Origin of the sequence: Roseobacter sp. CCS2 (assembly GCF_000169435.1) — a bacterium.
GTDB lineage: Bacteria > Pseudomonadota > Alphaproteobacteria > Rhodobacterales > Rhodobacteraceae > Yoonia.
This window is the reverse complement of the sequence record NZ_AAYB01000001.1, coordinates 646,838-669,969: the sequence shown is the minus strand read 5'-3', so window position 1 is coordinate 669,969 and position 23,132 is coordinate 646,838. Positions and strand designations below refer to the sequence as shown.

The 23,132-nt window shown below is 58.0% G+C and carries 21 protein-coding genes; 3 read left to right on the top strand and 18 right to left on the bottom strand.

The window, feature by feature from the left end:
* Positions 1–14 precede the first annotated feature (14 nt).
* The 4 genes from RCCS2_RS03410 to RCCS2_RS03395 all read right to left on the bottom strand — a co-directional run bounded on the left by RCCS2_RS03410 (position 15) and on the right by RCCS2_RS03395 (position 3,044).
* Positions 15–398 carry a GFA family protein gene (locus tag RCCS2_RS03410; RefSeq protein WP_008231310.1) on the bottom strand — a complete coding sequence of 128 codons (384 nt, stop codon included), beginning with the start codon at positions 396–398 and terminating at the stop codon, positions 15–17.
* Between the two features lie 8 nt (positions 399–406).
* The gene (locus RCCS2_RS03405) at positions 407–997 is read right to left on the bottom strand and encodes a helix-turn-helix domain-containing protein (RefSeq protein ID WP_008231309.1); all 591 of its coding nucleotides are present in this window, start codon (positions 995–997) and stop codon (positions 407–409) included.
* A gap of 67 nt (positions 998–1,064) precedes the next feature.
* The gene (locus tag RCCS2_RS03400) at positions 1,065–1,517 is read right to left on the bottom strand and encodes a GAF domain-containing protein (protein ID WP_008231308.1); all 453 of its coding nucleotides are present in this window, start codon (positions 1,515–1,517) and stop codon (positions 1,065–1,067) included.
* A 372-nt stretch (positions 1,518–1,889) separates the two neighbouring features.
* Positions 1,890–3,044 (bottom strand): acetyl-CoA C-acyltransferase, encoded by a 1,155-nt coding sequence (locus RCCS2_RS03395; RefSeq protein ID WP_008231305.1) that lies wholly within the window; start codon positions 3,042–3,044, stop codon positions 1,890–1,892.
* A 128-nt stretch (positions 3,045–3,172) separates the two neighbouring features.
* On the opposite strand from RCCS2_RS03395, the gene RCCS2_RS03390 reads away from it, so the two are divergent.
* Entirely contained in the window at positions 3,173–4,747 is a 1,575-nt protein-coding gene (locus RCCS2_RS03390) for a gamma-glutamyltransferase family protein (RefSeq protein WP_008231304.1), read from the top strand.
* A gap of 300 nt (positions 4,748–5,047) precedes the next feature.
* On the opposite strand, the gene RCCS2_RS03380 is transcribed toward RCCS2_RS03390, so the two are convergent.
* Both RCCS2_RS03380 and RCCS2_RS03375 read right to left on the bottom strand, forming a co-directional pair.
* A complete protein-coding gene (locus RCCS2_RS03380) occupies positions 5,048–5,440 on the bottom strand; it encodes a hypothetical protein (RefSeq protein ID WP_008231299.1) in 393 nt (130 codons plus the stop codon).
* 112 nt (positions 5,441–5,552) lie between these two features.
* Positions 5,553–6,083: an NADPH-dependent FMN reductase gene (locus RCCS2_RS03375; protein ID WP_008231298.1), complete on the bottom strand. Its 531-nt coding sequence runs from the start codon at positions 6,081–6,083 to the stop codon at positions 5,553–5,555.
* Positions 6,084–6,200: 117 nt separating this feature from the next.
* Here RCCS2_RS03375 and RCCS2_RS03370 point away from each other — a divergent pair, with 117 nt between their 5' ends.
* Positions 6,201–7,853 (top strand): thiamine pyrophosphate-binding protein, encoded by a 1,653-nt coding sequence (locus RCCS2_RS03370; RefSeq protein ID WP_037293460.1) that lies wholly within the window; start codon positions 6,201–6,203, stop codon positions 7,851–7,853.
* On the opposite strand, the gene bluB is transcribed toward RCCS2_RS03370, so the two are convergent.
* Genes bluB through cobW form a run of 8 tightly spaced genes read right to left on the bottom strand, consistent with a single transcriptional unit; the run spans position 7,854 to position 15,755 of the window.
* Positions 7,854–8,477, bottom strand: a complete 624-nt coding sequence (gene bluB, locus RCCS2_RS03365; RefSeq protein WP_008231296.1) for a 5,6-dimethylbenzimidazole synthase — start codon at positions 8,475–8,477, stop codon at positions 7,854–7,856.
* Positions 8,478–8,837 carry a Lin0512 family protein gene (locus tag RCCS2_RS03360; protein WP_008231295.1) on the bottom strand — a complete coding sequence of 120 codons (360 nt, stop codon included), beginning with the start codon at positions 8,835–8,837 and terminating at the stop codon, positions 8,478–8,480. It lies immediately after the preceding gene.
* Complete coding sequence (locus RCCS2_RS03355) at positions 8,837–9,181, bottom strand: Lin0512 family protein (protein ID WP_008231294.1); 345 nt, start codon at positions 9,179–9,181, stop codon at positions 8,837–8,839. The genes RCCS2_RS03360 and RCCS2_RS03355 overlap by 1 nt, the downstream gene beginning before the upstream one ends.
* Positions 9,182–9,196: 15 nt before the next feature.
* Positions 9,197–9,856 (bottom strand): YrbL family protein, encoded by a 660-nt coding sequence (locus RCCS2_RS03350; RefSeq protein WP_008231293.1) that lies wholly within the window; start codon positions 9,854–9,856, stop codon positions 9,197–9,199.
* Positions 9,857–9,870: 14 nt separating this feature from the next.
* On the bottom strand, positions 9,871–10,506 hold the full coding sequence (gene cobO, locus RCCS2_RS03345) for a cob(I)yrinic acid a,c-diamide adenosyltransferase (protein ID WP_037293458.1): 636 nt from the start codon (positions 10,504–10,506) through the stop codon (positions 9,871–9,873).
* A 34-nt stretch (positions 10,507–10,540) separates the two neighbouring features.
* Complete coding sequence (gene cobN / locus RCCS2_RS03340) at positions 10,541–14,239, bottom strand: cobaltochelatase subunit CobN (protein WP_008231291.1); 3,699 nt, start codon at positions 14,237–14,239, stop codon at positions 10,541–10,543.
* A complete protein-coding gene (locus RCCS2_RS03335; protein ID WP_008231290.1) occupies positions 14,239–14,691 on the bottom strand; it encodes a GNAT family N-acetyltransferase in 453 nt (150 codons plus the stop codon). Before RCCS2_RS03335 ends, cobN begins: the two co-directional genes overlap by 1 nt.
* Entirely contained in the window at positions 14,688–15,755 is a 1,068-nt protein-coding gene (gene cobW / locus RCCS2_RS03330; RefSeq protein ID WP_008231289.1) for a cobalamin biosynthesis protein CobW, read from the bottom strand. Before cobW ends, RCCS2_RS03335 begins: the two co-directional genes overlap by 4 nt.
* 307 nt (positions 15,756–16,062) lie before the next feature.
* On the opposite strand from cobW, the gene smc reads away from it, so the two are divergent.
* Positions 16,063–19,518 (top strand): chromosome segregation protein SMC, encoded by a 3,456-nt coding sequence (smc, locus tag RCCS2_RS03325; RefSeq protein ID WP_008231288.1) that lies wholly within the window; start codon positions 16,063–16,065, stop codon positions 19,516–19,518.
* Here smc and RCCS2_RS03320 read toward each other — a convergent pair.
* The 4 genes from RCCS2_RS03320 to RCCS2_RS03305 all read right to left on the bottom strand — a co-directional run bounded on the left by RCCS2_RS03320 (position 19,515) and on the right by RCCS2_RS03305 (position 22,980).
* On the bottom strand, positions 19,515–20,681 hold the full coding sequence (locus RCCS2_RS03320) for a lytic murein transglycosylase (protein WP_008231287.1): 1,167 nt from the start codon (positions 20,679–20,681) through the stop codon (positions 19,515–19,517). The genes smc and RCCS2_RS03320 overlap by 4 nt on opposite strands.
* A gap of 96 nt (positions 20,682–20,777) precedes the next feature.
* Positions 20,778–21,677 (bottom strand): adenosylcobinamide-phosphate synthase CbiB, encoded by a 900-nt coding sequence (cbiB, locus tag RCCS2_RS03315; RefSeq protein WP_083791161.1) that lies wholly within the window; start codon positions 21,675–21,677, stop codon positions 20,778–20,780.
* Positions 21,674–22,609: a threonine-phosphate decarboxylase gene (locus tag RCCS2_RS03310; protein WP_008231285.1), complete on the bottom strand. Its 936-nt coding sequence runs from the start codon at positions 22,607–22,609 to the stop codon at positions 21,674–21,676. The genes cbiB and RCCS2_RS03310 overlap by 4 nt, the downstream gene beginning before the upstream one ends.
* Positions 22,606–22,980, bottom strand: coding sequence for a DUF1636 family protein (locus RCCS2_RS03305; RefSeq protein ID WP_037293136.1), 375 nt, complete (start codon positions 22,978–22,980; stop codon positions 22,606–22,608). Before RCCS2_RS03305 ends, RCCS2_RS03310 begins: the two co-directional genes overlap by 4 nt.
* Positions 22,981–23,132: the final 152 nt, after the last annotated feature.

Here is a 23,132-nt window from a genome sequence, read left to right as displayed (position 1 = left end):
ATCATTCGCCTTTTCTAGTCGGGGATGTGCGGGGCATCATCCGGAACGGTATAATAATCGCCTGCATCAGCAGTAAAGATATGCTTAGCAGGGGTCATACCCGTGGGCAGGTCAAGGCAACCTGCGGCAATACCAAGGTGATTTGCGCCAATCGGTTGATAAAAAAGGCTTGAGCCGCATTTTTTGCAAAAGCCCCGGCGCGCCGTGTCGGATGACTGAAACCACGCCAACCCATCATCGCGCGTAAAAGTCACATTCGCCAAATCCGCACGGGTCGAGGCCCAGTAATGGCCGCTGGTGCGGCGGCACTGGCTACAATGGCAAAAGGTGATGGTGTCGCGCGCGCGGGCCACCTCAAAGGCGACAGCGCCGCATTCGCAGTGTCCATGCAACGCCATTCCGTTCCCTAATAGATCGGAGGCGAGATCACCCAGACGATCTCGCACGGGGTATCACCGCGGTTCCACCACTGAAATTCTTCACCGCGCAAACGGAAACTATCGCCCTGCTCCAAAAGGAAACGCTTGCCGTTCAGCGCAATCTCAAAGCTGCCGCTTAGAATGTAGCAGACTTCTTGGGTTGGTCGGGTCAACGGCTCTGGCAGATATGAATTAGGGGCAAAGGTTGAATGGATAACCTCAAAATCATCGGTCAGATCGGGTGACAGCAACGCCTCGGTCAGGCCGGGCGTGCGGCTGCCGATGGGCCTGCGCGCATGCGAGCGTACAATCACCCCTTCTTCACCGGGCATTGTACCCACTTGCAGAAAACTGGACACCGAAACATCCAGCAAGGCAGCCATTTTATTAAGGTCCGCAATCGTGGGATAGGACTTGTCGCGTTCAACCTGACTTAACCAGCCAACGGACCGGCCCATCGCATCGGATAGATCAATCAACGTCATCTTGCGGGCCTTGCGGATCGCACGCACGTCAGCGCCAAGCGACGGAACTGTCAGACGATCATCCGGCATGGTTGTGCCGTGAAAAATATCCATACCGGTTCATAAATCCAGCCTCACTTTTTAGCAATCTTTTCAATCCGCAAACAGTGCCACTAAAGGACTACTTTTTAAAGGTCATTTTCAGCATCTTCTGCAATTCTGTAGCGTCTGCTTGCGTAAAGGCATCCGGCTGATTGCTATCGATATCAAAAACACCGATCAACTTATCAGTGTGGTCAAAGACGGGTAATACCAGTTCCGAACGTGTGCTGCTGGCGCAGGCGATATGGCCGGGAAAGGCATCAACATCCGGTACAAGCTGCACCTGACCGGTGCGTGCCGCAGCACCACAAACGCCACGTTCAAACGGGATCACCAGACAGCCATGACCGCCCTGATAGGGGCCGATTTTCAATAATTCAGGTGCGGTCACCCGGTAAAACCCTGTCCAGTCAAAGCGGTCGTCGCTGTGGTGCACCTCGCAGGCGACCGTGGCCATTAACGCGACGACGTCATCTTCGCCCTCCGTCAGGGCCGTGACAGTGTTCAACAACTGGGAATAGTCAACGCGCATGCGGGTGCTTTCGGTAGGGGACAAGACAGCGCAAGCTATGCTTGCGCGCTACCAAAAGGCAACGCCACATACGAGTTCGTGCTGCCGAAAAATAGCCCGAGTTGTTGTGCGTCAGGGTCGGACTCACCGCCGCCACCACAGGCAGCAAGAGTGATCAGCGCGCTGGTCAGCAAAAGTTTAGGCGCAGGCGTGGTCATCACAGTGTTCTCATGTATCAGGTCAAGGAATACGATCCCTCAAGCAAAAGTTGTCGCCGCACAGGTCATCTGCCGCAATCACGGCAAAAACTTGATGCAACATCACGACGTCTACGCATGAGCGTGCTGAGCTATTCACAAAAGGTTGGAAAAGAGGTTTGAAGACGTTGGTCGTCTACACGCGCTCAATCGCGATGGCCGTGCCTTCGCCACCACCGATACAGATCGCGGCCACCCCGCGCTTCAGCCCCCGGGTCTCTAGCGCGTTAAGCAAGGTCACGATAATCCGTGTCCCCGACGCCCCGATGGGATGACCCAAAGCACATGCCCCGCCATTCACGTTCACGATATCGCGGGAAATGTGCATCTCTTGCATGAAAGCCATCGGAACCACGGCAAAGGCTTCATTCACCTCCCACAGGTCGACATCGTCGACGGCCCAGCCAATCGCTGTCAAAAGCTTTTGTGCAGCAGGCACAGGGGCCGTGGTAAACCACCCCGGCGCTTGCGCATGGCTGGCATGGCCGACAATACGGGCGCGGGCGTTCGTGCCATCGGCTGACAAAACCACAGCTGCCGCGCCATCCGAAATGCTTGATGCATTTGCGGCCGTCACAGTGCCGTCGGGGCGGAACGCAGGTTTCAATGTCGGGATCTTCTCAGGGCGCGCCTTACTTGGCTGTTCATCCCGGGTAATGACCTCTTCACCAGTGCGGGCATGGACCGTGACCGGCGTGATCTCAGCATCAAAGGCACCTGACCGCTCTGCATCCAGTGCATTTGACAGCGACGCAATCGCGTATTGATCCTGCGCTTCGCGGGTGAATTGATACTTTTCGGCGCAGTCTTCGGCAAACGTACCCATCAGACGGCCTTTGTCATAGGCATCCTCCAGCCCATCCAGGAACATGCTGTCCTGCACGGTTTGATGCCCGATCCGGGCGCCGCTACGCATCTTGGGCATCAGATAGGGGGCGTTGGTCATGCTTTCCATGCCGCCTGCAACCATCGTTTCGGCACCCTCTCGTGCAATCTGATCAAACGCCATCATCGCCGTTTTCATACCAGACCCACACATTTTATTCAGCGTCGTCGCCGGCACGCTGTCATCCAGTCCGGCCAAAAACCCGGCCTGCCGGGCAGGGGCCTGCCCTTGACCTGCGGGCAGAACACAACCCATCAGCACTTCATCGACAGTATTGACGCCTGCACCTTCAACTGCAGCCTTGATCGCGGCACCGCCTAAACTGGGTGCATCCACAGTCGAGAAAATTCCCTGAAACCCGCCCATCGGCGTGCGGGCTGCTCCGGTGATGAATACATCGCGCATGTTCTGGCCTTCCTATAGCTGCCGTCAAAGCTACGCCTGCCGTGGCAAAAGGAAAAGCCCTCAACATTGTCGTTGCGCCTGTGGGGGATCGGTCTAAGTTTCGCTGCAAGGCAGATAAAGGACATCTCATGCGTAACTTCCATCATCCCGGCCGATCACCCGTCTATGCAACAAACGGAATGTGCGCCACATCGCATCCGCTGGCGGCCAAAGTTGCGGTGCAAATGATGGAAGCAGGCGGTAACGCCATGGACGGGGCCATCGCAGGCGCGGTGTTGCTGGGCTTGTGCGAACCGCAAATGACGGGCATCGGCGGCGATTGCTTTGTGCTGATGACACCGCCGGGCGAAGACAGGGTCGTGGCGTTGAACGGATCGGGCCGGGCACCTGCGGGGATTGATGCAGCGGCCCTGCGCAGCAAAGGTGCGACGATCGCACCTTACACAGCCGACGCTGTGACCATTCCCGGTGCTGTGGACGCATTTTGCAAACTGTCCAAGGATTGGGGCAAACTGGGGCTGAAGGCCGTTCTTGCGCCATCAATCCACTATGCCGAGGCAGGTATCCCGGTTGCAGAACGCGTTGCCTTTGATTGGGCGCAAGCTGTGGGTAACCTATCTGGCCACGCCCGCGATCTGTACCTATTGAACAAATCCGCCCCCAAAGCAGGGCAGCTTTTCCGCGCACCCGAACAGGCAAAGGTTTTGCGGCGCATCGCCATGGACGGGCGCGAAGGGTTTTATGAAGGCGACGTCGCGGAAGATATGGTCGCCAGCCTGAACGCCTTGGGCGGCACCCATACGCTGGATGATTTCGCAAACACCGCCTGCGATTATACTGACCCGATCATGGGCGATTATGGCGGGCTGGACCTGTACGAGCATCCACCCAACGGGCAGGGGGCAACCGCGATCCTGCTGCTGAATATGCTCAAACACTTCGACATCGCAGGCATGGATCCATGGGGCGCGCAGCGCGCACATATCGAAGCGGAAGCCACCAAACTGGCCTATGACGCACGCAACCGCTTCCTTGCTGATCCCGATCACATGACGCGGCTGGATTATATGACATCACCCGACACGGCAGCAAAACTCGCAGCGCTTATCGACCCCAAAAAGGCGATGCCAGCAGGGCTGCCGGGGGCCGAGGCGGTGCACAAAGACACCATCTACATCACAGTCGTCGACAAAGACCGCATGTGCGTGTCGCTGATCTATTCGGTCTTCCATTCCTTCGGGTCCGGTATCGCATCGGATAAATTCGGCGTGCTGTTCCAGAACCGCGGCGCAGGTTTCACGCTGGAAAAGGGTCACCCGAACGAAGTCGGCCCCGGCAAACGCCCCATGCACACGATCATCCCCGCGATGCTGAAGAAAGAGGGCAAAGTGCACATGCCCTTCGGCGTCATGGGCGGGCAATACCAGTCCACCGGCCACGCACGTTTCGTGACGAACATCAGCGATTTCGGGCTGTCACCGCAAGCCGCAATGGATGCGCCGCGCTGCTTTGCCGAAGGCGACGAACTGCGGGTCGAGGATGGCTATAGCGACACGGTGAAAGATGAGTTGAGCGCGCTGGGCCACAACGTTGTCCGGCCCGACACAGCGATCGGCGGTTCACAAGCGATCCTGCTGCATAAGGATGGCGTGCTAGAGGGGGGAAGTGACCCGCGGAAAGACGGGTGCGCGATTGGGTATTGATACAGGTTCGTTGGCAAAAGAAGGATCCTTAGACGGATGGAAAGCAACTGTATCGGCATGACGCAACACTGGCCAATGATAATTTTTTGGATCAGCGTTATGGTCACAAGCATCATCACAGCTAGAACCTACCAACTGAGTATCAAAGAGACATTGCTGGTTATGTTTGGCATTAGGAAAGTGCGCCTTACGCCAATGATTATTAGTTTTTACGTATTCACTGTGATTGTTCCGCTAACCTTGTGGACCTACCTGATCGCTAGCTGCAAAGAACAAATCATCGGTTGACGTCGCTTTCGCTTACCCCGCCCTCAACGACCGCAAAAACAACCCGATCCCGCCAACCAGCAGCACCAAAATCACAATCAGATCAAATGCGCTCATCCGCGCCAGTTGCAGTGTCATATTCGCGATGACGCCAAAGATCAGGGCGATCAGTGCCGCCCCGGCGATACCCCAGCCGATCAGGTTTTTGGAATTGTAGAAAATCATCCCCACACCAAACATGAACGGGATCAGGATCATACCTGACGTGATCGGCACGCCACCGATACCAAAAACCCGCGACCCGAACCCAAAGTTGGGCCGTACTACGATGCCGTTCAGCAGCAGATAGCCACCGCCCACCATCATGATCAGCCCGATCAGAAATGTGCCGGTCCCGCCGTCACTGCCGCCTGCGCCTCTTGCCATCGGTGTCTCCCGTTTGTGGTCTTGCGGCAGAGTTTAGGGCCGCCCCCGCGCTTTTGCCAGCCACACACGTGTATGTACAGCTTGTGTACAGGTTGTGTACGCGATCTGTACGTTAAATGCGGGCTTTCAAAGCATCCATCAGCTCGGTCAGCAGTTTGATGTACATCTCACCCGTTAACTGGCCGTTTTCATCGAACTCATTGCTGGAATTGGCCACCAAAACCTCTGGCCCCTGCAAGATGTCCGGGCGAAACGCCATCATCGCCAGCCGCAGTGAAAACTGCGCGCGTTCACCACCTGCGCGCCCTGCAGCAGCCGACATAATCGCCACTGGCTTACCGTTCCATGGTCCACCTTCCGTACGGCTGACCCAATCCAGTGCATTTTTCAAAGACCCCGAAATTGCCTTGTTATATTCAGGGGTTGAGATGATCACGGCATCCGCCGCCGCGATCTGATCGGACAGGGTTTGCACCTTGGCAGGCACGCCTTTCGCCTCTTCCAGATCACCGTCGTAAAGGGGGACATTAATATCAGCGAGGGTGAATTCATCCGCCCCGAAAATGCGGGCTGCGTTGTGAATAAGCAGTGTGTTCGTTGACGCTTTGCGCAGCGATCCTGAGATGCCAAGAAGTTTGGTCATGGGTGTTCCTTTTACTGGTTTGAGCAGAGGTAGCGCATGGGCGCGCGCTGGCCAGCACAAGACTTGCAAGGCGGTGTCGGTTGGCACATTGTGAGGCCGAAGAAACGGGAGCGCAAAATGATCCGGCATGGCGGAAAAATACTGAGCGATCAATTGGTTAAGCTAGGCGTCAAACGCGTCTTTTCTGTCCCTGGAGAAAGCTTTCTTGCCGCCCTTGATGGCCTTTACGATAGCAGCATTCCCAACATCGTGTGCCGCCAAGAAGGCGGTGCCGCGATGATGGCAGACGCTTACGGCAAGATGACAGGTCAGCCCGGCGTGTGCTTTGTCACGCGCGGGCCGGGGGCAACCAACGCCTCTGCCGGTATTCATATTGCGATGCAGGATAGCACGCCGATGGTTTTGTTTGTTGGGCAGATTGATAACCGGCATACGGATCGCGAGACGTTTCAAGAGGTTGATTACAAAGCGGTCTTTGGCGGGTTGGCGAAATGGGTGGCACAGGTGAATGACACCGACCGTCTGCCAGAATACATTGGTCGCGCATTCCGTATCGCCATGTCAGGGCGCCCCGGTCCGGTGGTTCTGGCACTTCCCGAAAACATGCTAAGCGCCAGCGCGGATGTGCCTGATCTGACGATCCCCGAAGCGATATCCCAACCATTGCCTGAGACAACCGCACGCACCATTCTTCACGAAATTGCGCAATCCGCGCGTCCGCTGGTTGTGGTTGGCGGCCCGCATTGGTCTGCGCAAGCGCAAGCTGATTTGCAAGCCTTTGCTGAAAACCAGCAGGTGCCTATCGCCGCAGGTTTTCGCCGTCAGGATTACATGGACAATCACCATGCCAATTACGTGGGGGACCTGAATGTCGGTATCAATCCAAAGCTCGCGCAGCGGGTGCGTGATGCTGATACGCTGATCTTGATAGGCACGCGTTTCGGCGACATTGAAACGCAAGGATACACCTTGGTTGATCCGGCAGATCCGGGCAAGCGGATCGTGCATGTTCACGCAGACGCCGATGAATTGGGGCGCGTCTACACACCTGATATTGCGATCAATGCGACAGCACCTGCTGTGCTTCGTGCGTTGGCAAATGCGGAACATGCGGGTGAATGGGCCGGTTGGACTGCCGAAGCCCGCACGGATTATGAAAGTTGGTTGACGCCACAGGAAAGCCCCGGCGCGCTTAAGCAAGAGGATGTGATCAAATGGTTGTCCGATCACTTGCCAGATGACGCGATCCTGACGAATGGGGCTGGCAACTATGCTGCGTGGTTGCATCGCTATTTCGTTTATAAACAATACGGAACACAGCTTGCCCCGACCTCTGGCTCAATGGGTTATGGGTTTCCTGCCGCGACCTCTGCTTCGCTGGCGCATCCTGACCGCACCGTCGTTTGCCTGGCCGGTGATGGCTGCTTCCAGATGACCTGTAATGAGATGTCGACGGCAATCCAACACGGCGCGAAGCCCATTGTTATCGTGATGAATAACGGGCGCTATGGCACGATCCGCATGCATCAGGAAAAGACGTATCCGGGGCGAGTGTCAGGGACCGCTTTGATCAACCCAGATTTCGCAGCACTGGCGCGGGCCTACGGCGGGCACGGGGAAATGGTGACACGGTCAGATGATTTCCCAGAGGCATTTGCGCGGGCACAGGCCGCGGAAACAGTCGCTGTGATCGAATGCCAGGTCGACGAAGAGGCGCTTGCAACTGGCGCAACCCTAAGTGCGGTGCGCCAAGCAGCGCAGAAGACCTGATCAGATCTCCTGCCACTTTGTCATGGCGTTCGCTTGCCATGCGTTGCGATGCAGCAGTGGCGTGTCATCATCAGAGGCCGCTTTGCCAATGCAAAGATAACCGGTGAGTTGCCAGTTCGGCACGGCATCAAGCGCCTGCGCGACAGCTTTGGGATCAAGGATCGACACCCAACCCACACCAAGGTTTTCCGCCCGCGCTGCCAGCCAAAGTGTATGGATCGCAGCGACGGTGGAATAGTTCAGCATCTCTGGCATCGTCTGACGGCCCAGCCCATGCCCGGCATCCGGTTCGGTTTCGGTAAAGATGGCCAGATGTACAGGCGCTTCACGTAATCCTGCGAGCTTTAATGCATTATAGGCGGCGCGCTGATCATCTTGGTAAAGCTTTGCCGCCTTCGCATTTTCGGCTTCGAAGTTCTGGATGACCGCATTGCGCCGCTTTGTTGATTTGACATGCAACACACGCCAAGGGCGGGCGTTCCCAACGGAAGGCGCAAAATCCATCGCCTTGCGCAGCCGATCCAGCACATCTTGGGGTACGGGGTCCGGCAAAAAATGCCGCACATCCCGCCGCCACAGCAAGATATCTTGCAATGCGTCACGATGCGCTTGCGTCAGTTCCATTCAGGTTTGAACCCACTTACCTGCTTGCGAGGGCAAAAAGGCCTCCACTGCGGCAGTCGCGACAACAGCCGTATCGCCCGTCTCAGGATTTGGGATATTCAGCCCACCTTGCAAAACGCTGACAACGGCCCGGCCACGCGGTAGCCCTGATGTGAGCGCGTCAGCGTTGATTTTATTGGGCTCCTGCACCCCAACCGTCACCTGCACGCGCATTTCGGTGTGGGGCATGTCGATGCTTTGAAAAATAGGTAGGGTCGAATGGCGGATCGCATCCTCAATCGCGCGGGCGGCGGCCTTTTGATAGTCCATCCCATGCAAGTTGTTGCCCATGCCCATTTCGATGATGATGCGTTGTTCCATTATGCGCGCTCCATCTCAAACGATACGTTGATCGCGACATTCGCGATGACGGTCGGTTTGCCATCGGGTCGCGGTATATCAAGGCCGCCATGGTGGACCGTGATTGTGGGTTGGCCGTAGGGAAAAATATCCAACAGACTGGCAGTATCAACTTGATCTGGTTCTTGCACGCCGATCTGCACATCAATCAGCATCGCCTCTTTCGGAAAGCCAAAAAGTTCGGCCATATTGATGGAGTTGTGCCAGAGCGCGTCTTGCAAACCGCGCCGCGCGGCTTGTGTATAATCTTGGCGGCGCAGGCTGGTGCCCATGCCGAATTCAGTCAGGACGCGGTGTTTGGGCATAGCGGCTATTTTCCTTTACCGATGGATTTGACGCGTCTGTGCGTTCCATTGCAGTTTTGTATTTTTGGCAAGCCGCGCGCAACTGTCATCCAGCCCCAATTGATTGGTCCAGTTGGATAGCGACCGGACGGGGATGGCGTGGATATCGCCAAAACCATCCACCAGAACACATTCACGCGGGCCCAGGTCACTGCCGTCTTTGCGGTGGCCAATGACAAAGTTCTTCGGGTTCATGTCGCTGGCCCTGATGCCATAACCGTAGATACGACTGATGGCGTCATTCAGAAGGGCGATGTCCGCGTCCTCCAGCGTTCCAGCCTTGGCTTTCGCACCGACGGTTTGTCCAAGCGTGCCATCAGGTTCCATCACCCGTTCGGTCAGACAGCCCACGCCAAGGTTGGTGGTCGCAAAACCGAACATATGCGATATTGGCGCGTGAAACGCCGGGTCGGGATGGGTGAGCATGACCCGCAGGTATTCTTGATATTCCTTGCGAATTTGCCGCAGCCGTGTGCTTGGAAACAACCGGTCCATCACCCCGTTGAAGTTGGTACGCCGGGGCATGGTGCTGGCGTCTTTGAGAACCTTGACCAGTTTGCCGCTGTCATGCGGATGCAGGAAAACCGCGCGCTGTACGCCAGTTGCAATTTGGTCGTCGGGGTTAAGGTGGAGCATCCTGTGACGCGTCTTTAAAATTCGACGCCGATTTGCGCTTTGATGCCCGACCGGAAGGGGTGCTTGACCAATTCCATCTCAGTCACGAGGTCAGCGAGTTCAATCAGGTCTTCATGGGCGTTGCGTCCGGTTAGGACGACATGGGTCATTTCTGGTTTATGGTCGCGCAGGAAGGCCACAACTTCGGCGGCACTCACGTAATCATAACGGATCGCGATGTTGATTTCATCCAGCAGCACCATGTGGTTGGCCTCATCCAGGATCAGTTCTTTGGCTTTGGCCCAAGCCGCCTGCGCCATTTCCGTGTCGCGGGATTTGTCTTGGGTTTCCCACGTGAACCCTTCGCCCATTGTGTGAAACGCACAGGTGTCGCTGAATTTGGCGAGGATCAGATCACGTTCGCCAGTGGACATGCCGCCTTTGATGAACTGCACGACGGCGCATTGCATGTCATGCGCGATGCAGCGAAAGATCATCCCAAACGCGGCAGAGGATTTACCTTTGCCTTTACCCGTATGGACGATGACCAGACCTTTTTTATCGGTCTTGGTCGCCATGATCTTGTCGCGGGCGGCCTTCTTCTTGGCCATTTTCATGGCGTGGCGATCATCGTCCCTGTTCGGGGCGTCTGGGGTGCGGTCTTCGGTCATGGCGTTCACTTTCGGTCCGTGGGTTGCACCCATCCTATAGTAACCCGGCGATGCGCGCACGGGCAGAGTTGGATTTGGGCTGCCAGAGATTGCGGTCGATGGCCTCTTGCAGGCGCTGGGCGATTTCCTTGAGCGCGGGGGCGTTGGCATCTGCGATGAAATCGCGGGTGGCGTCGTCTTTGATGAAGGCCTCTTCCACCAGATCGAAATGGTGGTTCCGCACAGCCCCGGTGGTGGCTGCAAAGGCGAACAGGTAATCGACCGTGGCGGCAATTTCGAATGCGCCTTTGTAGCCGTGGCGTTTCACACCGTCGATCCATTTGGGGTTTACGACGCGGCTGCGCACGACCCGTCCGATTTCATCGTCCAGCGTGCGGATCACGGGCCGTTCGGGGCGCGAATGGTCGTTGTGATAGATCGGGCGGTCTTGTCCTTGCAGGGTGCTGATGGCGGCGGCGGCCCCGCCTTCGAACTGGTAATAGTCATCACTGTCGAGGATATCGTGTTCGCGATTGTCTTGGTTCTGCACCACCGCTTCGGCTTGCGTTAGGCGTTCTTCAAAGGCTTTTCGGTCCTTCCGGCCCTTAGCGCCTTTGCCGTAAGCGTAACTGCCCCACTCAAGATAGGCTTCGGCGAAGTCGGATTTGTCAGCCCAGATCCGTTCATCGATCAAGGCTTGCAGACCTGCCCCATATGCGCCGGGTTTGGAGCCGAAGACGCGGGTTTGGTCTTCGCCCTTTTTGGTGCGGGCGGCGGCGGGGTTCAGATCGGCGGGTTCGTTCAACGCCTGCACGGCGCGGGCCGCACTATCGACCAAGGCGATCAGTTGCGGGAAGGCGTCGCGGAAGAAGCCGGAGATGCGCAAGGTGACGTCAACGCGTGGGCGACCCAGTACCGATTGTGGGAGCACGTCGAACCCGGTCACGCGCCGGTTGGCGCTGTCCCATTTGGGTTTAACGCCCATCAGCGCCAGCGCTTGGGCGATATCATCGCCGCCGGTGCGCATATTGGCTGTGCCCCAAGCGGTGACGAGCATACTACGGGGCCAGTCGCCATGGTCTTGCAGGTGTTTTTCGATCAGCAAGTTTGCGGATTTCCACCCCAATGCCCATGCTGTGGGTGTGGGGACCGCGCGGCTGTCCACGGAGTAGAAGTTGCGGCCTGTGGGCAGGACATCCATCCGCCCGCGTGTGGGTGCGCCGGACGGGCCGGGGGGGACGAATTTACCTGCGAGTGCGGTAAGCAGCGCTGATCCTTCGGCGTCGCCGCAGGCTTGGACGATTGGCAAGATGTACGATTTGATTTTGTTCAGGACCGCTGTGCTCATCGGCCCTGGCGGGCTCTCTTCGCTGGAGACGAGGCGTTGCGAAAGCGCTTCGAGTTTTTCGATGGTATCGCCGTTGGTGCGCCATGTTGTGCCATCGGCGAGCGCATCCGGTTTTTCGGGTGGTGCGGCAGCCATATCGCAATCCAGTGGGTCGATGCTGAGGTTCAGGTCGGTGGCCAGTGCGCGTAGCAGTGATGCGTTTTCGGCTTTGCCAGTGCCGCGTGGAACACGGGCCAATGCGATGGCGAGGTCGCGTTCCTGTTGCCCTGTTGGCGATTGGCCAAAGATATGCAGCCCATCGCGGATTTGTGCCTCTTTGAGCTCGCAAAGATAGGCATCAAGCTTGCCCAGATCGCCGTCTTGGTCGCCGGTGAAGCCTGCGTCTTTGGCAAGCCCCGTCACGTCTGAGAGCGACAGGATCTCTTTGCGCAGGTGATCAATCCGGCGCGGGTCGACGCCTGCGGCCTCATAGTATTCGTCAACCAGTGCTTCAAGATCGCGCAAGGGGCCATAACTTTCGGCGCGCGTCAGCGGTGGGGTCAGGTGATCGATGATCACCGCAGATGTGCGCCGTTTGGCCTGCGTACCTTCGCCGGGGTCATTGACGATGAAAGGGTAGATGTGCGGCGTAGGTCCAAAGACAGCTTCGGGCCAGCAGGTTTCGGATAGGGCCACCGCCTTACCCGGCAGCCATTCGAGATTGCCATGTTTGCCCATATGCACGATGGCGTCGGCGCCCCAGTAGTGCCGCAGCCAGAAGTAGAATGCCAGATAGTTGTGTGGCGGGACCAGATCAGGCGAATGGTAGGTGTCGGTTGGGTCGATGTTATAGCCACGCGCGGGTTGCAGGCCGACGACGGCGTTGCCGAAACGGTGGATGCTGAGGGCGAAGCCGGTTTGCGGGGCTGATGTTGGAGCCTCCGGCGGAGGTATTTTTGAACATGAGAAGGGGTCTTGGTTGGGTGTGCCCCAGCTGGTCGTGATTTGGTCTTTGATGTCCCAAGGGAGGGCGTCGAAGTATTGCATGTAGAGATCGAGTGGCAGGAAGGCGCCGCCTTCCTTGTCAGCCCGGTCGGTGAGCCAGTTCGTGGGCCCCGCCATGATCTGCGCCATCAGCGCGGCGCTGTCATGGGGAGGTGTGACGTTATGGCCATTAGATTTGAGCAGGTTGAGCACGTGGACTGTGGCGGCAGGTGTATCAAGCCCGACACCATTGGCGAGCCGTCCGTCTTTGTTGGGGTAGTTGGCGAGGATGAGGGCTGTTTTCTTCGTCTCGGCGGGCGTGCGCCGCAGGATGGCCCAGTTTTTCGTCAGTTGCGTGACGAAGTCGATCCGGTCGCCACGGGCTTGATAGGTCGCGATCGGGCATTCGGTGGCGTCGTCAAAGAACGCCTCGCCTTTGAAGCTGACAGCGCGGGAAAGGACGCGTCCGTCGACCTCTGGCAGGGCCACATTCATGGCGATATCGCGCGCAGTAAGGCCGTGCAGGCCTTCGGCCCAAGTGGCCTCGGATGCGCCGGATAGGATAACTTGGAAGATAGGCGCGTCGTTGTTCAGCAGGGGGTTTTGCGGGCTGTCGTCGCCGTCATGTGGGCTGCCGACAGCAAAGGCGGTGCAGTTGAGTATGACGTCAGGGGGCGCATCGGTGAAGATTTGGTGCAAGGTCGCGGTGCTAACGGGGTCTTTGAGGCTGGCCACGAAGATGGGTAGCGGGTTGAGCCCTGCGCGCGATAGGCTGCGGGTCAGGCGGTTGATGGGGTTGAGCCCACCGCCTTGCACAAGGGCGCGGTAAAAGATGATGGGCACGATGGGCGCGTCTTTGGTCCAACCCGCTTGCGCGGCTTTCAGGTCGGCGATGCCTGCACCGGGCCAATAAACGCCGGCGCGCAGCAAAGGCGCGGGCGCGCTTGGTCTGTCGCCGCCATCAAGCATGGCTTTGGCGTAGGCCAGCAGGTTGGTGCTGTTTTCCGGCCCGCCTTCGACGAGGTATGACCAGAGTGTGTCGTAATCTTCACTGTTGACGGTTGAGAGTGCGCGCAATTCGGGGTCCGGTTTATCGTCGCCGGGGAGGGCGGCGAAGGGGATGCCTGCGTCGCGCAGGTGGGCGGCATATTGGGTCAGCCCGTATTTCCAATAGCCTGCACCGCCCAGGATGCGCGCGATGACGAGGCGCGATTTGGTCGCGCAATCGTCCAGATGCAGATCGACCGACATGGGGTGGGTCAGGTGCATCATATTGGCCAACCGCAGTGTTGGCGCATCGATCATTTCGGCGCGTGCGTCTGACAGGGCGGCCAGTTCGGTATCAGCAGCCGAAATGATCACCACATCGGCTGGCGTCTGCCCCAGATCGACGGGTTCTGTGCCGTCCGAGATAGCTCCGGGGGTGGCGGCGAGCAGGTGCATCAGGTGAGGGGCTTTTCCATGAAGATTGAACTTTTGCCGGTGACATAATCACCAAACACATCGCATGTTGTGAACCCATGGCGGGCATAGAGCCGGTGGGCAGCGTGCAGCAGATTGCCGGTTTCGAGTTTAAGGATTGTCACGCCTTCTTCGCGCGCCGTATCTTCGATTTGGCGTAGCAGCGCGGCGGCAATGCCTTTGCCACGGGCGGCCTCGGACACGAACATGGATTTCACTTCGCCGTATGCGGATTTGATCATCAACGCACCGGTTCCCAACACTGTTTCGCCCTCGCGGGCGGTGTAAAAATGAATGTCAGGCGACACCAAATCGCCCACATCAAGGTAAAAATTATCTTCGGGCGGAAACAGGCTTTCCATCAAGGCGTGGCTTTGCTTGAGCAAAGCGGTTGCCTGTGGGTGATGCGGATCTGTCCGTTCGACGATGATCATGCTTGCAGGGCAGCGGTGATTGCCGATTGGTCAAGGCCTGTTTCGCCGATAACGACCAGACGGGTTTCGCGCGGGGCGTCGCCGAAAGGTTGGTCGAAATACGTGTCGACGCGCGGGCCGACGGCTTGGAGGGTCAGGCGCATGGGTTTGCCTGCAATGGCAACGAACCCTTTGAGGCGCAGGATGTTGTGGGCGCGAATAACGTCGGCGACTTGTTCTACAAATGCAGCGGCGTCGGCGATTTCCCCACGGCTGACAATGAAGCTTTCGAATTCGTCATGGCCATGTTCGTGTGCGTGATCATGGTGGTGATCGTCCTCGTCATCATCGTGGTGATGATGGTGATGCACTTCGTGGCGTGCGGCGAGGTCAGCTTCGGCGCCGATGCCTTGGCCAAGCAATACATCGACCGGCAGCGCGCCCATGGAGGCTTTGATAACTTGCACACCGTCGCGGGAGTCGGACTTGAGTTTGCCTGTCAGTTCTTCCGCTTCTGACGCTGCCAGAAGGTCGGTTTTATTCACCACGATCATATCCGCGCAGGCGACCTGATCTTCGAACAACTCGGACAGCGGTGTTTCATGATCAAGGTTTTCATCCTGCGCGCGCTGGGCATCTACTGCGGCCACGTTATGCGCAAACTGGCCGTCGTGGACGGCGCGGCCATCCACAACGGTCACGACGCCGTCGACTGTCACTTTGGTGGAAATGCCGGGCCAGTTGAACGCGCGCACCAAAGGTTGCGGCAAGGCCAGGCCAGAGGTTTCGATCACGATGTGATCGGGTTTGACATCGCGCGCCAGCAGCGCCTCCATCGTCGGAATAAAGTCATCGGCGACGGTGCAACAGATGCAACCGTTGGACAGTTCAACGATATCGTCTTCGGTGCACACCTCGTCCCCGCAGCCCTTAAGGATATCGCCATCAACCCCAAGGTCGCCAAATTCGTTGATGATCAGCGCGATTTTCTTGCCTTGGGCATTTTGCAGCATGTGGCGGATCAGCGTGGTTTTACCAGCGCCCAGAAATCCGGTGACGACGGTAGCAGGGATCTTGGCGGGCATGGCAGCGTCCTATCAGAAATGCATGTGCTGGATGGTTGTCGCGTCACGTGAGGCAAGTTTCAAGAGGTGTCTTGGGGTCGCGACCTTTTGTGCTTTTGAATGGGCCGCGCCGTCTAGATGGAAATTGACATTTATGGGCGCATGAACGGCTCTTGTTTCACATGATTTCGCCGAAAATAGCACGAAAACCGCAATATCTTGTGGATAAGATGGCGGAACATAGCACATGCGGGGTTCTGGGCGTTGACTCGTGGTGCGACAGAGGGTGATGCTTTCGCACCTTTAGGAATCATATAGGCCAAAAACCTTGCGCTTTAGCAAACTGCGACTGAACGGCTTTAAAAGCTTCGTAGACCCCACTGATCTGATCATCGCTGATGGTTTGACAGGCGTTGTGGGACCAAATGGTTGTGGCAAGTCGAATTTGTTGGAAGCCTTGCGCTGGGTCATGGGTGAAAACCGCCCGACCGCGATGCGCGGCGGCGGCATGGAGGATGTTATCTTTGCCGGTGCGGCCACGCGGCCTGCCCGGAACTTTGCCGAAGTATCTTTGGTTATCGACAATGGTGAGCGTTTGGCCCCAGCGGCGTTCAATGATGACGATAATCTTGAGATCATCCGCCGGATTACACGCGATGCGGGCTCTGCCTATAAGGTCGGTGCGAAAGACGTGCGTGCGCGTGATGTGCAGATGCTGTTTGCAGATGCCTCGACCGGGGCGCATTCGCCTGCCTTGGTGCGGCAGGGGCAGATATCGGAATTGATCAATGCCAAACCGAAGGCGCGGCGCCGTATTCTGGAAGAGGCGGCGGGGATTTCAGGTCTTTATCAACGTCGCCATGAGGCGGAGTTGAAGCTGAAGGGTGCTGAGACCAACCTGACCCGCGTGGATGACGTGATTGAACAGCTAGCCGCGCAATTGGGTCAGTTGGCGCGGCAGGCCAAGCAAGCGGCGCGATATCGCGAGATTGGCGATAAGCTGCGCAAGGCTGAAGGCATGTTGTTGTTCCGCCGCTGGAAAGAGGCGGATGAGGCACTGCTGGCTGCGGCGGATCAGTTACGTGAGCGCACGACAACGGCCGCGCAGGCAGAAAAGGCGGCGCGTGAGGCGGCCAAGGGCCGTACCGCCGCCGAAGAAGCCTTGCCGCCATTGCGCGAAGAAGAGGCGATTGCCGCTGCCGTCTTGCAGCGTTTGCAGGTCCAGCGTGATACGTTGAAAGATCAGGAACAGCGCGCGCTGGATATGATCGAGACGTTGCGCGGTCGTATTGAACAGCTAACCCACGACATGGAGCGCGAAAGCGGGCTGAACAAGGACGCTGGCGAAACGATCGCGCGGCTGGAGTGGGAAGCGCGGGAAATTGGCAAAGCAGGCGAAGGCCATGATGCGCGTCTGGAAGAAGCACAGGTTGCGGCGCGCGAAGCGGCGGGTGTTTTGCAGCAGCGCGAGGCCGATCTGGCGCAATTGACCGAAGATGTAGCGCGACTGGCCGCGCGGCACCAATCCGCGCAACGCTTGTTGGATGACAACCGGACGACGTTGTCGAAAAGCGAAGGTGAAGCGGAACGGGCAAAAGCTGCCATGGCAGAGGCTGAGGTGGCGTTGACAAAGGCCGAGGCTGATTTTGCGGCGGCTGGTGAAGCTGAAAAAGCGGCTGTTGCCGCTGCCGAAGCCGCTGATAAGGCGCTGCTTGAGGCCGAAAGCACACGGGCTGACACGCAAGCGCGCGAAAGCGATGCACGTGCCTTGCGGTCCGAGGCGGAGGGCGAGGCGAATGCCTTGCGTGCCGAAGTTGCGGCCCTTGCCAAGCTGGTCGAGCGCGATACAGCCGAAGGCGGGCAGGTGCTTGACCTGCTGCGCGTACAGGGCGGATACGAAAAAGCGCTGGGTGCGGCGTTGGCCGACGACCTGCGTGCGCCTGCGGTGGATGCGAGCGCAAAATCGGGCTGGGCTTTGTTGCCAAGCTATGGGTCTGCGCAGACCTTACCCGAAGACGTATTGGCGCTGACGAACTACGTGACCGTGCCTGAGGTGCTTGCGCGCCGCATGAGCCAGGTGGGCTTGGTCGATGCCGCAGATGGCCCGCGTTTGCAGGCTGATTTGAAACCCGGGCAACGGCTGGTGTCCATCGAAGGCGATCTATGGCGTTGGGACGGGTTTCGTGCAGGAGCAGAGGATGCGCCTTCGGCGGCTGCGTTGCGTTTGCAGCAGTTGAACCGGTTGACAGAGCTGAAACGTGATCTGGAAGAAGCGTCCGCCACTGCAATGGGTGCGGCACAGGCGCATGAAGCACTCACAGGTATGCTCAAAACACAGACAGAGGCGGATCATGCGGCCCGTCAAGCGCGCCGCGATGCGGATCGTGCGGTTGCTGATGCGAACCGTGCGGCCAGCCGCGCCGAGGCAGATCGCAACCTGTCGCAGGGCAAGTTGGAAAGCCTTGGGTTGGCCTTGAAGCGGCATGAAGAAGAGGCGTTGACGGCGCGTCGCGCTTTGACCGCGGCCGAGAAAGCCGCAGAAGATTTAGGCGATCTGGATACAGCTCGCGCGTCGGTTGAAGACGTCAAAATGACAGTCGAGGCCGCGCGGATCACGATGATGTCGCGCCGGTCTGCCCATGACGAGGTGCGTCGCGAAGGCGAGGCGCGTTTGAAGCGCAGTCAGGAAATCACCAAGGAAATCAGCGGCTGGAAGCACCGGTTGGAAACAGCCAACAAGCGGACAGCAGAACTGGCGGAGCGCAAGACTGAGTCCGAAGAAGCCTTGGCCGAAGCGACTGCCGCGCCCGAGGAAATTGCCGCGAAACGCGCTGAATTGGCTGATGCGATTGACGAGGCAGAGGTACGTCGCAAAGCGTCAGCAGACAAACTGGCAGAGGCCGATAACGTGTTGCGCGAGGCGGGCCATCAAGAGCGCGAAGCGGAGCGCCATGCATCGGAAGCACGCGAAGCGCGGGCACGGTCCGAGGCGCGGTCGGATGCAGCCAAGGAAACGGTGGCCTATGCGGCCGAGCGGATCATGGAAGCGCAAGAGGTCACGCCTGAGAAGCTGCTTGAGACGCTTGAGACTGATGTCGATCAGATGCCGGCGGCAGAGGTGATCGAAGGTCAGGTCAATGCGTTGAAACGTCAGCGGGACAGTTTGGGTGCTGTGAACTTGCGTGCCGAAGAAGACGCAAAGGAAGTGCAGGTTGAACATGATGGGCTGGTGTCCGAGAAAGCCGATCTTGAGGCGGCGATAGCGGCCTTACGGTCCGGTATCGCGAGCCTGAACAAGGAAGGGCGCGAACGGCTTTTGACAGCCTTTGAGCAGGTGAATGAGAACTTTGGCCTGCTCTTTACGCATCTTTTTGGGGGCGGTGAGGCCAAGCTTGTATTGGTTGAATCCGATGATCCACTGGAAGCAGGGCTTGAGATTATGTGTCAGCCGCCCGGCAAGAAACTGAGCACACTGTCATTGTTGTCAGGTGGTGAGCAGACGCTGACCGCACTGGCCCTGATCTTTGCGGTGTTTCTTGCCAATCCCGCGCCGATATGTGTGCTGGACGAGGTTGATGCGCCTTTGGACGATGCCAATGTGACGCGTTTTTGTGACCTGCTGGATGAAATGACCCGCCGTACGGAAACGCGTTTCCTGATCATTACGCACCATGCGGTGACGATGAGCAGGATGGATCGTCTTTTTGGTGTGACGATGGGCGAACAAGGTGTGTCGCAGCTGGTTTCAGTTGATCTGAAACGCGCAGCGGCAATGGTGGCTTAAAGCCTGTTGAGCAGGTCGATTGTTGGCCATGCATCAGCGGGCAGTCCCAAGCGTACTTGTTCTGCTTGAACGGCGGCGCGTGTCATCGCCCCTAAGATGCCATCAATACCACCCACATCATGCCCCCGTCGCGTCAGCTTTTGTTGCAGCTGCTGCATTTGCGACCCACTGAGTGCGGGGGTTGGATTTCCTGCGTCATAGACTGCGGCACCGCCAAGGCGGGTTGCGAAATAGGCGGCTGTGGTGACGTAGACGAAACTTTTGTTCCAATCGAAATAAACTTCGAAATTTGGGTAGGCAAGAAAGGCTGGCCCATTGCGGCCCATGGGCAAAAGGATTGAGGCGGGCAGGTTTGATGGTCCCAGACTGCTTTCGCGCGCCCGCACCCCACGTGCGGCCCAATCACGCACGGATGCTTTGTGGTTCAGACCGGTTTGTGACCAATCAAGGTTTTCGGGCACGACGATTTCCTGCAACCAAGGCTCGTTCGCGCGCCAGCCCAGTGACGACAGCACATTGGCCCCGGTCATCAGCGCATCTGGCGATGACCCCTTCAGGTCGACCACCCCGTCGCCATCACCATCCATACCTTGGCGTACAATCTCGCGTGGGAGTTTCTGGAGTTGCCCGATTTCGCCTGCCCATGCCCCGGTCGTTGTGGCCGGGTTCATCCCGCCGCGGCGGTAAAGCTCAATCGCGGCGATCAGTTGCGGGCGAAAAAGGTCTGGCCGCCTGCAATCATGCGCGAGGGTGAGCAGCGCGTTGCGTGTATTGAAGCTGCCCTGCACTTGCCCGTAGTCGGTTTCAAATGCCCAAAAGGCCAGAAGTACACCGCGGGGGATGCCAAACCGCGCTTCGATTGTGTCAAAAGTGCTGTCAAAACGCTGCCCATAGACCCGCCCGTTGTCGATCCGGTTTTGGCTGATCAGCGCCCGTGAGAAACTGATGAAATCCCGTTGAAAGACGCCTTGGGCGCGGTCTGCGTTGATGACGGACTGTTCAATGCGCGCGCCTTGAAAGAAAGCGTCGATGGTTTGTGCCGGAATGCCTTCGGCCCGCGCCTCGGCTTTGACCCCGTCGATGAATGCGCCCACAGGCCCCCCACATGTTTGCGCTGTGGCTGTGCTGGCGAAAAGCGAAAGAACAAGGGCTGCGGTGCGCATTTGCGGTCTCCGGACATTTATGTTGCAGCAAGCGTAGCAGGGACATCAGTCAGCGCAAGTCCAGTGCCAATTGAGTTGCGCAAAGCAAGCCGCCGATTAAATGAGGATCATCGCCACAAAAGCCACCCCAAGTGTCAGCGCCCAGGTTTTCCAAAGAACGGCGACAGCATGGTCTATATGATCTGCGTTCAATACGCGTTCGCCCGTGCCATTGACGAAAGGATAGTTTCGGGCTTCGCCGTCATAACTGCGCGGACCGCTAAGTGCGATATCAAGCCCATGTGCCATCGCCGCCTCTGGCCAGCCTGCATTGGGGGACCGGTGAAGCGGGGCGTCTTTAAAGATCGGTTTGGGGTTGGGGCGGGCGGTTACCGTCCAGATCAGCAAGGCGGTCAACCGTGCAGGGATCAGGTTCAGTAGATCATCCAACCTGGCAGAGGCCCAACCGAATTCGGCATGTCTTGGTGTGCGGTAGCCAATCATGCTGTCGGCGGTGTTGGTGATCTTATAGATCAACAGGCCCGGCAGGCCCGCGACTGCGAACCAGAAAATCGGCGCGATGACGCCATCGGACAGATTTTCAGCCGCGCTTTCAATGGCAGATCGGGCGACGGCTGATTGATCCATTTCTTTGGTGTCGCGTCCCACGATCATCGCCACGCTGCGCCGCCCATCCCCCAGCGACAGACGCAAGGCATCGCCCACAGCCTGCACATGTTCGACCAGCGATTTCTGCGCCAGTAATATAGCAACTACGATCACATCAAGGACATACCCGGGTGCCAGTTGGATGATCCAACCCAACAAACCTACCCCAATACAAAGTGCGGCGATGGTTATAAAACCCATCAGGCCCTTGCGATCATCATGGTTAAAGGTCTGATCGCACCATCCGATCAGCCGACCCATCAAAACCGCAGGGTGGGGGAAGCGGGACCAGAGCCACTTTGGTTCCCCCAAGATCGCATCCAACAACATCCCAAGGATGAGGGTCAAAACGCGGCTTCCAATTGCGCCCAGCGGTCTGGTGCCGGCAGCCCCAGCCGCAGCCAATCTTGCGCGTAAGGAAAAGTGCGCGACCAGACGTGATGCTGGGCCAGACGGTCTTGTGCGTTTTGCGCATCGTTCACATTGTAAAGACGAAACAGGGTCGTCCCGCCAATCAGCTGTGCCCCGTTTTGTGTCATCATCGCGTCCAGCCTTGCTGAATCTGCATCCAAGCGCGCGCGCGTGTCATCGGCCCATGCTGGGTCAGACAGCGCCTCGGCCCCGATAGACAGGGCCGGACCAGAGATCTGCCAGGGCCCCAGAATGTCGGTCAATCGGGCGATGATTTTTGGGTCGCCGATGGCAAAACCCAGACGCAGACCAGCGAGCCCCCAGAACTTTCCAAAACTTTTCAGGATGATTGTTCCGGGGCGGGCGGCAAGATGGACCAAAGACTGGTCTGGCGTTACATCGCAAAAGCTTTCGTCGATGATGGTATAGGTGGCGTCAAAATCCTTGATCTGCCATCTGTGCCCGTCTGGATTATTCGGATGCACCGCGACCAGCGCGTGGCTTGGGTCTTGACCCAAGTTCCACCCCGATGCGGCAAAGGCCGCCCCGTGTTCGTTGTATGTGGGCCCCGGAATGCAGACATCCCCTTGCGGGATCACACGGGGAAGTGCTGCTATAATGGCTGACGCACCGGTTGCGCCGATGATCGCGGCCTCGTCAGGAATGGTCCAAAAGCGCCGTGCCAATGCGTAAAGCCGCGCGAATGCGGCTTCATCAGGTAAGGCGGTCCATGCATCCGGTGGCAACGCGGGCATGGGGTAAGGGACCGGATTGATGCCCGTCGACAGGTCCAGCCAATCTGCACGCGTCCCGCCATATTGCGCAATCGCGGCATCAAGACCGCCGCCATGATCGCGCTTTTCACTCATTCGTCTTGGGGCAATGGCGGGTGGCGGGTAACGAAATGGCCTTTGATGGCTTGCGGCCAGTCCCGGTACGGTACTTGACCGGTATCCGATTCTGCATGAGCCATTGCGTAAGCCACGATGCCGCTGGCCGCATCGGTTGTTGGTTCGAATTCGCCTAAAGTGTAGTTCAGCTTGCCCGCCCCTTGAATGGCCACGTTGCAAGCCCGTTTACACCCCATCAGGCAAGAGACGCGCCGGGTCTTCACATCTTGCAGGCCGGTTGCTGTGGCTTCAATCAATGTGGCAAGGGCTTCGCCGTCAGTCTGGGCCATATCGCCTGATTCCCAGCCTTCCTGCTTGCAGGTATCGCAAATCGTAATCCAGGTTGTCATGCTGCGTTGCCTCATTTTTATGCGCACTTTCAAGCGGATTCTCGCTCTGAACACAAGCCCATCGGCGAGATCATGTTCTTTGGTACAGGTGCCCAACCCGCGTTAACCATTCGTTAACGAATTAGGCGCTCCGATGGTCATGTTCGGTTAAA